Below are 11,763 nucleotides of genomic sequence, written 5' to 3'. Positions count from 1 at the left end.
AATGACACAAAGGTCATTAGACAGTTGGCTTTCATATATTGAAAGCCAACACCCCTCTGAAATTGAAATGGGTTTAGAAAGAGGGAGCAAGGTGTTAGCTAGGCTGAATCTATCACGGCCTAAACAAAAAGTGATAACGGTAGCAGGTACGAACGGTAAAGGTTCAACCTGTGCCATGTTAACTCAGTATCTTTGCCAACAGGGTCTTTCCGTTGGCACCTATACTTCCCCCCACTTCATCAATTTTAATGAACGCATTTCTCTTAATGCTATTCAATGTAGTGATGAACTAATCTGCCAAGCATTTTCTGTAATAGAAGCTGCTCGAGAAGATATCCCTTTAACTTACTTTGAATTTAGTACTCTTGCTGCTTTATGGGTGTTTGATTTCTCCCAGTTAGATTATTGGGTGTTAGAGGTTGGGTTAGGTGGACGCTTGGATTCGGTAAATATGGTGGATACCGATCTTGCTGTGATCACTTCTATTTCTCTTGATCATGTGGATTGGCTTGGTGATGATCTAAATGTTATTGCGGGTGAAAAAGCGGGAATAGCTAGAAAAGGTAAACCTCTCATTAGTGGTGTTGTGAATCCACCAAGCAATATTGCTGAAGTTGTTTCTAAAACTGGAGCTATTTTAACGCAGAAAGGTATCGATTTCTTTTTTGAAAAGAAGGCAGCGGGTTGGAATTGGCATAATGAAACAGTGAATTTTGAAGGTTTGCCCATACCGTCTCTACCTATTCAAAATGCAGCGACTGTTATTGCCGTTTTATTAGAGTTGGGTGTGAATCCTTGCCAAGATGAGCTTGTAGAGCTATTTTCTTCGGCGGAACTGACTGGCCGATTTCAGCAGGTTTCAGCTTCTCCTGATGTTTATATTGATGTTGCCCATAACCCAGAAGCGGCAATGGAATTATCTAGTAGAATCCAAGAGTTTACACAGCCGCCAATTGCTGTTTGTGGCATGTTGAAAGATAAGGATATCAAGTCTGTTGTCTCACATTTGTCAGAAAGTTTTTCTGAATGGCATTGTGTTGACCTTAGTGGTACTCGCGGAGCGACGGCACAAGATATTATTGAAAATCTACCGAAAGAAAAAAGGATGGCTCATGGGTATTCGTCCATGAAAAATGCATTTCAAGCTGCATATGCCCATGCCCAATCAAGTGGCAGATCAATAATTGTATTTGGGTCTTTTGTAACTGTCTCAGAGTATTTAGCACTGAGCCAATAAGATGAGTGATTTATGATAGATAAAAATATCACCTACAGACTGATTGGTGCCAGTATTATTGTTTTATCGGCAGCTATTCTTTTGCCGTTGATTCTTGATGGCGAACGACCACCAGAGCTTGAGGTTGAAGTTCATGTGACAGAGCCGCCTGCTTTTCCTGTTGTCGAGATTCAAGCGGTGCAGCCAGTAGAAAGCATTCCCTTTGAGAAAGAAGAAGCTCCTTCAGAACAAATTACACTCATTCCTGTCGCTAAAGTGGAAAAAAAGAGTCCACCTAAAAGTGAAAGTACGCAGGCAAAACTTCCAGAAAAAACGGTTTCCCCTTCGCCTGTTAAACAAAATGTGGGGCGTTGGGTTGTTCAAATTGCTACTTTTAAAAGTAAAACCAATGCTACTAACCTAGTCAAAAAACTAAAAGCAGAAAAATACGATGCTTACAGTGTTACGGTGAATTCTCTTTATAAAGTTTACGTAGGGCCTGAATTTGACCGCAGTGCATCAGAAAAATCTCGTGATGAGATTAAAGAGAAATTTAACTTAGCTGGAATCGTTACGAAATTTTCAGTGAATTAATGGTAGCAGTTCTATAACGGTATTTTGAATATGGGATTCATCTGTTAAACTGCGCTCCTTTTTTAGAGGTACGAATGGAACAAGCTAGTGCAATGTCGACGGTAGACTGGTTAATTATCGGTGTAGTTGTTCTTTCTTCATTACTCAGTTTAAAACGAGGCTTTGTTAAAGAGGTTTTGTCGTTACTAACTTGGGTTGTTGCATTTGTTATAGCGGTCAAGTTTGCAGACCAAATGCAGGCTCTGCTATTAGATCAGGTTCAGAACGACCAGATTCGTTATATTGTTTCTTATGTATCTCTATTCGTTGCTTCATTGGTTGTGGGTGCTCTGGTGAGCTACATGCTGGGGTTTTTAATCCAAGTAACAGGTTTATCCAGTACGGACAGAGTATTAGGCATGCTCTTTGGTTTTGCTCGAGGCAGTTTGATTGTTATTGCTTTCGTATCATTACTAAGTTTGAGTCCCGCTATTGAGGAAACAGAGTTTTGGAAGTCGTCTCAGTTAATTCCGCAATTGGGACAGTTAAACGATTGGACACGTGAAATGTTAGGCAAGAGCTCGGACCTTGTGGATTCGACTCTCATTGACCGTGTTCTTAAATAAAAGCTACAGACTTAAAGTAGCTAACATACGGTAATAAATTTGCGGCATTGGCCGTAACTCCCCAACACGAGGATTTGTAACATGTGTGGTATCGTTGGTGTCGTAGGCACTTCAGTGGTTAATCAAGCAATCTTTGACGCATTAACCCTTCTTCAGCATCGTGGGCAAGATGCTGCGGGCATGGTAACTAGCCATAATGGACGACTGCACTTACGTAAAGACAACGGACCTGTGAGCGAAGTGTTCCGTACGCGTCATATGAAAAAGCTGCATGGTAATATAGGTATTGGCCATGTTCGTTACCCAACAGCAGGAACATCAAGCTCAGCAGAGGCTCAGCCGTTCTATGTTAACTCTCCTTATGGCATCTCTTTAGCGCATAACGGTAATCTAACCAACACTGAAAAGTTAAAGCGCGAAGTCTTTGAGTCAGATTTACGTCATATCAATACGACATCAGATTCAGAAGTATTGGTGAATGTACTTGCTCATGAATTACACGAAGAGGGCAAGCTAGTACCTTCAGCAGAAGATATTTTTAACGCTTTAGAGAGAGTGTATAAACGTATAGAAGGCGGTTATGCCGTAGTTACTCTGATTACTGGCTATGGAATATTAGCATTCCGCGACCCAGATGGTATTCGTCCTTTAATTTATGGCTCGCGAGTGACTGATACTGGTGTTGAATACATGGTTGCTTCTGAAAGTGTTGCTCTAGACGCTGCTGGCTTTAAAGTAGAACGTGATATACAGCCAGGCGAAGCTATCTTTATTGATTCAGATCATCAAGTACATTTCCGCCAATGTACTGCTAAAAAAGTAGCGCGTCCTTGCTTGTTTGAATATGTGTATTTTGCGCGTCCTGACACAGTAATTGATAACATTTCGGTTTATAAAGCTCGTATTAACATGGGCGACCGTCTTGCTGCGAAAATTCAAAGAGAATGGAAGGATCATGACATTGATGTGGTTATTCCCATTCCAGACACTAGCCGTACTGCAGCGTTGCAAATTGCTCAGGCGCTAGATATTCCATTCCGCGAAGGCCTAGTAAAAAATCGCTATATTGGCCGTACTTTTATCATGCCCGGTCAAGCGGTTCGTAAAAAGTCTGTGCGTCAGAAGCTAAACCCTGTGCCATTTGAGTTTAAAGATAAGACCGTTCTCTTGGTTGATGACTCTATTGTTCGTGGTACTACGAGTAAAGAAATTATCGAGATGGCACGTGAAGCCGGTGCGAAGAAGGTGTATATCGCCTCTGCCGCCCCTGAAGTGCGTTACCCAAATGTCTATGGTATTGATATGCCAGCGGCAAAAGAGTTGATAGCTTACAACCGAAACGTGGATGAAATTTGTGAGTTGATTGAAGCAGATAAGCTTATTTTCCAAGATTTGGAAGATCTTATCGATGCTTGTATCGATGAAAAACATTCAGATGTTCGAGAGTTTGATACGTCTGTTTTCGATGCAACTTACATTGCGGGTAACATCGATGCGGATTACTTAACGAATATTGAAAATGCTCGTAATGATTCAAATAAATCTTCTTCAGAGAAAATTGAATCTAGTGATATGATGCATCCCATGTAAAATTGGAATTTGCGTGACGGATATTCAACTAAGCCAGGTCACAACCTGGCTTAGTTGTTTTAGAAATAAAGAAAAGTGAGGAACTAATGTCAGATTATAAAGATGCAACAAAGGCCATTCGCGCAGGTATACGCCAAACACAAGAACAAGAGAATAGTGAAGCCATCTTTATGACATCGAGCTTTGCTTATAGCAGCGCAGAAGAGGCGGCGGGTAAGTTCTCTGGCGAAGAGGATGGCAACATTTATTCGCGCTTTACCAACCCGACAGTTGAGTTGTTTGAGAAGCGTCTAGCGGCTCTTGAAAAAGGTGAAGCAGCAATTGCCACCAGCTCAGGCATGTCTGCACTAATGACTTTGGCTTATAGCTTGTTAAGCGCTGGCGATAGAGTAGTTTGTTCACGTAACATTTTTGGTTCCACCGTTAAGTTCTTTAACACCTACACGACCAAATTTGGTGTCGAGGTAGTATACGTTGACGCTACGGATTACCAAGCGTGGGAAGAGGCCATTAATGACAAAACGCGCTTTTGTTATTTCGAGACGCCTTCGAATCCTTTATACGAAGTGGTTGATGTGGAGCGTGTTGCCAAATTAGCTCACGCCAAGAATGCATTGTTATGCGTTGATACTGTGTTGGCAACACCGGCATTACAAAACCCGCTAACTCAGGGAGCAGATATCGTTATGCAATCTGCAACTAAGTTTATCGATGGCCAAGGTCGTTGCTTAGGTGGTGCCTTGATTGCTTCACAAGAGCTTATTGATGTCTTTACTGCCTTTATGAGAAGTGCTGGGCCGTGCATGAGTCCATTTAATGCATGGGTACTACTAAATGGTTTAGAGACCTTGTCATTACGAATGACAGCCCATTCATCTAATGCAATGAAGTTGGCAGAGTTTCTTGAGGCTCACCCTAAAGTGGCAAAAGTGAACTATGGTGGTTTGCCTAGTCATAAGTACCATGAACTTGCTAAGCAGCAGCAAAAAGGCTTTGGCGGTCTTCTCTCATTCGTCGTAGATGGAGGACGTGAAGCAGCATGGTCTGTGATTAATGCAACTAAGTTGATGTCTATTACAGGAAATCTTGGTGATACAAAAACCTTAGTCACACATCCTGCATCGACAACTCATGGTCGTCTAACCGATGAAGAAAAACAAAAAGCCGGTATCGCAGAAGGCTTGGTTCGTATTTCTGTTGGTCTGGAAGATATTGATGACATTATTGCTGATATAGCTAATGCACTAGCTCAGCTTTAAGTCGATCGATAAAATCATAAAAAGCGGATTTAGATAACTTCTAAATCCGCTTTTTTGTACGCAATAACTATTAATGAAATCAGTCAGCAGTGGCAGCTGCCAATCTTTTTCTTTCTTTCCGACGATAGCCTAATACTAATAAGCATGGCGTTAGAATAAGAGTTAAAGGCGTGGAGAATGCCAGCCCACCTGCTATTGCGGTTGATAGCTGAGTCCACCATTGTGCAGAAGGGGCGCCAACACTGATAGTTTGATGGATCAGATCTATGTTGAGCTGAAACACCATTGGAATCAAACCCAAGATGGTTGTGATAGTCGTCAGGATAACAGGCCTTAAGCGCTGAACACCTGTACGTACTGCCGCTTCACGCACTCTCATACCTTTTTTGATAAGACCATTAAAGGTATCAATCAGGACTATATTGTTATTTACAACAATACCTGCCAACGCAATAACGCCAACCCCGCTCATGACAATACCAAAAGGCTGGCCTTTTAGCATAAGGCCAATAAAGACCCCCATGGTGGAGAAGACAACGGCACTTAAAATCAAAAGACATTGGAAGAAGTTATTAAATTGAGTGACCAATATGATCGCCATAATAAAGAAAGCCACACCAAACGCTTTAGCTAAGAAAACCATGGATTTTTGCTGTTCTTCGGTATTGCCTCGGAACTCGTAGCTCACGTGACTATCTATGCCTTGGGCGTCTAGCTCTGCTTTAATGCGCTTAATCACTTCATCTACCACAAGGCCGTCTTCAACATCCGCTTCAATTTGTACCGATTTTTTACCCTCAGTACGATTGACTACGCCTTGCTTTGGAGCTGCATAGCGCTTAATGAAGTTGCTTGCAGGAATGCTTCCTTGATTCGTTGGAATCTGCAATTGGTCTAACTGATCTAAGCTTCTGTTATTGACTGGGTAGCGTAGGATGATATCGATTTTATCATCGGCGCCTTCCGGTAAGAAGTCACTAAGGGTGATACCAGTGGTAACCAGTTTGATGACATTTCCTAGGCTGTTCACATCAACCCCATAGCGACTCGCTTCTTCACGATCGATTTCAATACGCCATTCTATACCGGGTAAAGATCTATCGTCGTTTACGGATAGGATCTCCTTACGTTCACGTAACCTTTTACTAATTTCATCCGCAGCGGCATTAAGCGCAGCGGAATAGTCGGAGGTAAGCTGTAATTGAATATCAGCACCAGATTGTGGACCGCCTTGCTCTTTTTCTGCGCTAATTTCGATACCCGGGATACTCTTTGTGCGCTCTCTGATTCTCTCTAAAATAACGCTGGCTGACTCGCGTTCATACCAGTCGGTAAATTCGAGATTGATTGAGCCAATGCTATCAGGAGAAGCATTGTTTCCTGGCGTTACGAAGCTTGTTGTTACTATGCTTTGTAGTTCAGTAATGTCTAAGAGTTGATTCTCAACTTGCCTGACTAGGTTGTCCTTCTCGGCGAGAGAAAGGTCTCCACGAGCACGGACTTCCAAGTTGGCAGATTCAGGCTCAATATCAGGGAAGAATTCAACACCCTTACCGAACTTTCCGTATACCGTGAAAACACTGATTAACAAGGTGATGGTAAAGAGTAGAACAATAATAGGGCTTTCTACTAATTTATTAAGCATTCGGCCGTATAGGCCTGTTAGTCCAGTTAATTCTCTGAGATCGCCACTTTCAGTCACTGCTAACGCTTTCATGTGCTTCTCTGAATAGGCGCCTTTCTTACCTATGACGGAGCCAATGGTCGGTAAAACAATCAAGGCCATAACAAGAGAGGAAGATAGTGTGGCTATAATGGTGATAGGCATGTAGCGCATGAATTCACCCACGATGTCAGGCCAAAATAAGAGTGGCATAAATACAGCGAGTGTTGTTGCTGTTGAAGCGGTAATTGGCCATGCCATACGTTTAGCTGCCTCTTTATAGGCTTCGCGTTTATTGGCTCCTTCAGCAAGTCTTCTGTCCGCGTATTCAGTGACAACGATTGCGCCATCCACCAGCATGCCAACACTCAAAATTAGTGCGAAAAGAACGACCATATTAATGGTATGTCCCTGCAGGTCTAATATCAAAATGCCAGCTAAAAATGCCCCCGGTATAGCTAAACCTACTAGGATGGCGCTTCGAGCACCTAAGGCCCAAACAATAACGATCATTACTAGTAGAGTAGCGGCCAATACGTTATTGAAGAGATCGTTTAAAGAGGTTTCTATATCAACGGATTTGTCACCAGTAAGATTATATTCAATGCCATCGACCCAGCCTTGGCTTTCCTCGGCCACGACTTCCTTTACTGCGTTAATGGTTTCGATAATGTTAACGCCTACTCGCTTGGATACCGCTAAAGAGATGCTGCGCTTTCCTGCCACACGAGCATAGCTTGTTGGATCTTCAAAAGTGAGCTCTCCGGTTGCCACATCACCTAATAGAACCACATCATCGCCATCCACTTTAATTGGCAGGTTTAATATATCTTCTTTGGTTTTTAATAGTCCCGGTACTTTCAAGGAGAATCGGCCAGCACCCGTATCCAGATTACCAGCAGCCACCAAACGGTTATTCCCAGCAACAAAATTAGCTACTTCAGCGAGAGAAAGGTTATAAGATTCTATTTTCTCTGGGCTGATGATGATTTGCGCCTGCTGATCACGGTCACCGCTAATGGCGGCTTCTAATACGCCATCAATTGCCTCAATACTGTCCTGCAAGTTTTTAGCGGTTCGACTAAGGGTTGCAAAATCGACATTGCCCGATAGATTCACTCTCAAGACAGGGAAGGTTGATAAATTGATTTCTGTTACGGTAGGCTCTTCGGCATCGTCAGGCAATTCACTTTTCGCTCTATCTACCTTGTCTTTAGCGTCAAGGATCGCTTGGTCAATATCAGTACCAGATTCAAACTCTAGGATGATAGAGGCATGGCCTTCAGAGGCTGTCGATTTTATTTCTTTTAGGCCTTCAAGGCCTTTCAGCTCCTTTTCTAAAGGGTGAGCTAATAGGCTGTCAGCATCTTCAGGGGATATACCCTCTAAGGAAACGGATACGTAAGCCACTGGGATAGTGATATCAGGATCACTTTCTTTAGCAATTTCAATGTATGAAACTATGCCCATTATGACAATGAGTATAAAGAACATCATAACGGTACGTGAGCGAGCTAAGGCTGCCTCAATGAGAGTTTGCATTCCGAGTTCCTTAGTTTTGGTAATGGGCGTCGACAGTATCGTTTTCAGAGACAAAGCCCTGACCAACAGTAATAATGTTTGTTGTGTCTTCTAATCCGGTTACCCAAATTTGTTCTCTTTCTGATCGAATGATTTCAATAGGAGATATAACAACTTTATTATCACCACTTAAGGTCTTTACTGCAGTATTTCCAAAGTCATCCAAAGTGAGAAGAGCAGGGGAAAATGCATGCGCTTTCTGCCTTTCCAAAATAAAATCAACTTTTGCAGTAACGCCAGCAAAGATGTTGCTCTCGGAGTTGTTTACCAGTAACTCAACGCTAATGGTGCGATTTGCTTCATTTGCAACACTGCTTATATAAGAAACAGTACCGTCTGTTTGGTAACCCGAGTCAAATTGAATATTGGCTTGAGTATCAATAGAGACTTTATGAATTTTGCTCTGAGGAATATCTACACTTACCTTGATAGGGTTGATGGATATGATCGTACCCACAGTGGCGCTGTTTGCCAGTAGCTGACCTTTCTCTACATCCAGACTGTTCAGTATTCCAGAAAATGGTGCAGTTAAGTTGGCATTTTCTAGTTGAATCTTTAATGCCAGCTCAGTTGCTTTGGCTGAAGCCAGTGCTGTTTCTGCAGAGGCTAAATTGGCTTTAGAGGAGAAGTTGTTGACGGAAAGTCTTTTTATACCTTCTAGCTCAAGCTTTCTTTGAGTTACTAAAAGCTCAGCTTCCTCTATTTGTGTTTTTAATGCACGGGTGTCAATTTTTAGGATAGAAGAACCTTTTTCAACTTTATCACCTTTAGCATAAGGCAAAGAGGTAACACGGCCAGCATAACCATTGGTTAATGTAAGGCTGTCATTGACTAGGGTTTTCCCACTTAACGTTAGGTGTGTCTCAACAAGTTGGCTTTGAAGTTTCTTGGCTTGTACTGGATACAGTGTATTGGCTTTTTGTGTATCAGATGTAGCCTGTGCTTCTTGAGCTGGCTCATTTGATGCGGGTGCTGCGGTAATTCCGTTTCCTCCTATCACCATCCAAGTAACCGTTGCTGAAGCAATAACAACCGCAGTAAGAGGCCCAACTTTATTCTTTAACGACATTTAACGCTCCTAAGTTAAGGAATAGTTGCCGAACAAGTTGTGCTCCTTTTAATGAGTCAAACCCTGACAACTAAAGAGAATCTTGTGATATCTCTTGATGATAACAATAACGACAGTTTGCTTTCTAATAAAATATATAAAAAACTTTGTTATATCTTATATAACAATCAGTTTTTGGCTTGTTGTCCCTTCATATTTACTGAACCTTCTAGCAGAAGAATGATACTATAGCGCCACTATTTTTTTACTTAAATATGGATAGATATGAGTCTATTGTCGTTAGAACAAATCAGTATTGCCTTTGGTCATAACCCGCTACTTTCAAAAATTAGCTTTGCCGCAGAAGCAGGTGAAAGGGTGGCTATCATAGGTCGAAATGGCACAGGTAAATCAACTCTACTTAAAGTAATTCTAGGTGAGCTAGTACCTGATGAAGGTGTGGTACGACTAGAAGGCGGGATGAAACTTGCTCAACTGCCTCAAGAGTTGCCAGATGCAAACGAAAAAACAGTTCGAGAAGTGGTTAGTGAAGGTGCAGGCGAAGCTCATAATTTAATGACGCGTTACTTTGCATTATTAGAAGATCTAGATAATGACCATTCAGATGAACTGGGTAACATTCAAACGGAATTAGACCGTATACAAGGTTGGGATTTAGAACAACGTGTTAATCATATGATACAGCGTTTGGCACTACCAGCAGATAAACTGATGTCTGAGTTGTCAGGTGGTTGGCGCCGACGAGTCATTCTTGCTCAAGCCTTAATTTCCAATCCAGATGTCTTGCTACTGGATGAGCCGACCAACCATTTGGACGTGCCAACCATTGAGTGGATGGAGCAACAGCTTCAACAATTCCGTGGCCTCATTCTTTTTATTACCCATGATAGACGTTTCTTGGAAAAGCTTGCCAATCGTATTATCGAACTCGATCGAGGTAACTTAATTTCCTTCAGTGGCAACATCCACGAGTTTCTTATCTTCAAAGAGAAGATGCTTGAAGAAGAAGAACGTGCCAACGCTCTATTTGATAAACGCCTTGCAGAAGAAGAAGTATGGATTCGCCAAGGTATTAAAGCCCGCCGTACTCGTAATGAAGGTCGAGTAAGAGCCTTAAAAGCTATGAGGGTAGAGCGCTCTGAACGTATCGGCCGTCAAGGTAATGCAAAAATGGCGATTGAAACCAAAGAGAAGTCGGGCAAGTTGGTGGCTGAATTTACTCAGGTTGCCCATTCCTTTGAAAATAAAGTCATTCTTAAACCGATGGACTTTATTGTTAATCGTGGTGATCGAATTGGCTTAATTGGACCTAACGGTTGCGGCAAAAGTACCTTCTTGAAAATTCTGTTGGGCAATCTAGAGCCTGAGTCTGGTAAGGTTCGCCAAGGTACCAAGTTGAATGTGGCTTACTTCGATCAACTTAGGGAGCAACTTAATCCTGAACAAACCGTCGCTGAGAATGTGGGTGAAGGCAAAGATGTGATTGAAATCAATGGCCATAACAAACACGTTATTGGTTATTTAGGTGATTTCTTGTTCCCCCCAGAGCGAGCGCGAACTCCAATAAAAGCTTTGTCAGGTGGTGAACGTAACCGTGTCTTATTGGCTAAGCTTTTCACCAAGCCAGCTAACCTGCTGATTATGGATGAGCCAACAAACGACTTGGATGTAGAGACTTTAGAGCTTCTTGAAGAACTCTTGATGAATTATGACGGCACGCTTTTGTTGGTGAGCCATGACCGCTCTTTCTTAGATAATGTTGTGACTAGTGTGGTGGCGTTTGAAGGTGAAGGTAATGTGAAGGAGTATGTTGGCGGCTATCAAGATTGGATTCGTCAAGGTGGTAAATTCCCTACAGAATCAACCTCGCAAACTGATACGCCTGCTAAAAAAGAAAGCAGCGTTAAAACCGAGGCTCAGGAAACTAAACCTGCTCCAGAAAATAGTAAACCTAAGGTGAAGCTGAGCTATAAGCTTCAGCGCGAGTTTGAAAATATGCCAGATGTGATTGCTGAACTGGAAGAAGAAGTCGCATCCTTGCATGAGATAACCAGCTCAGCCGACTTTTACTCAGGTGACTCAGCCAAAGTACAAGAAACACTTGAGAAATTAGCAGATAAAGAACAGCAGCTTGAGAATACTATGGAGCGCTGGTTAGAACTTGAAGAAATGCAGAACGGATAAAT

At 42.3% G+C, this 11,763-nt stretch carries 8 protein-coding genes; 6 read left to right on the top strand and 2 right to left on the bottom strand.

Going from position 1 to position 11,763, the window contains the following annotated elements; translation table 11 throughout:
• Position 1 precedes the first annotated feature (1 nt).
• The 5 genes from folC to OFY17_RS08030 all read left to right on the top strand — a co-directional run bounded on the left by folC (position 2) and on the right by OFY17_RS08030 (position 5,264).
• Positions 2-1,237 carry a bifunctional tetrahydrofolate synthase/dihydrofolate synthase gene (gene folC, locus OFY17_RS08050; RefSeq protein WP_263530216.1) on the top strand — a complete coding sequence of 412 codons (1,236 nt, stop codon included), beginning with the start codon at positions 2-4 and terminating at the stop codon, positions 1,235-1,237.
• 12 nt (positions 1,238-1,249) lie between these two features.
• Positions 1,250-1,810 carry an SPOR domain-containing protein gene (locus OFY17_RS08045; protein WP_263530215.1) on the top strand — a complete coding sequence of 187 codons (561 nt, stop codon included), beginning with the start codon at positions 1,250-1,252 and terminating at the stop codon, positions 1,808-1,810.
• Between the two features lie 74 nt (positions 1,811-1,884).
• Positions 1,885-2,415, top strand: coding sequence for a CvpA family protein (locus tag OFY17_RS08040; protein WP_263530214.1), 531 nt, complete (start codon positions 1,885-1,887; stop codon positions 2,413-2,415).
• Between the two features lie 81 nt (positions 2,416-2,496).
• Positions 2,497-4,005 carry an amidophosphoribosyltransferase gene (gene purF, locus OFY17_RS08035; protein WP_263530213.1) on the top strand — a complete coding sequence of 503 codons (1,509 nt, stop codon included), beginning with the start codon at positions 2,497-2,499 and terminating at the stop codon, positions 4,003-4,005.
• Positions 4,006-4,091: 86 nt separating this feature from the next.
• A complete protein-coding gene (locus OFY17_RS08030) occupies positions 4,092-5,264 on the top strand; it encodes an O-succinylhomoserine sulfhydrylase (protein WP_263530212.1) in 1,173 nt (390 codons plus the stop codon).
• 79 nt (positions 5,265-5,343) lie between these two features.
• Here the strand turns inward: OFY17_RS08030 and OFY17_RS08025 are convergent, their stop codons facing one another.
• The gene (locus tag OFY17_RS08025) at positions 5,344-8,469 is read right to left on the bottom strand and encodes an efflux RND transporter permease subunit (RefSeq protein WP_263530211.1); all 3,126 of its coding nucleotides are present in this window, start codon (positions 8,467-8,469) and stop codon (positions 5,344-5,346) included.
• A 10-nt stretch (positions 8,470-8,479) separates the two neighbouring features.
• Entirely contained in the window at positions 8,480-9,577 is a 1,098-nt protein-coding gene (locus OFY17_RS08020; protein WP_263530210.1) for an efflux RND transporter periplasmic adaptor subunit, read from the bottom strand.
• Positions 9,578-9,841: 264 nt separating this feature from the next.
• Here OFY17_RS08020 and OFY17_RS08015 point away from each other — a divergent pair, with 264 nt between their 5' ends.
• On the top strand, positions 9,842-11,761 hold the full coding sequence (locus tag OFY17_RS08015) for an ATP-binding cassette domain-containing protein (protein WP_263530209.1): 1,920 nt from the start codon (positions 9,842-9,844) through the stop codon (positions 11,759-11,761).
• Positions 11,762-11,763 lie beyond the last annotated feature (2 nt).

Origin of the sequence: Marinomonas sargassi, assembly GCF_025716875.1 — a bacterium.
Lineage (GTDB): Bacteria > Pseudomonadota > Gammaproteobacteria > Pseudomonadales > Marinomonadaceae > Marinomonas > Marinomonas sargassi.
The sequence above is the reverse complement of the archived record's forward strand: the minus strand, read 5'-3'. Positions and strand labels throughout refer to the sequence as shown.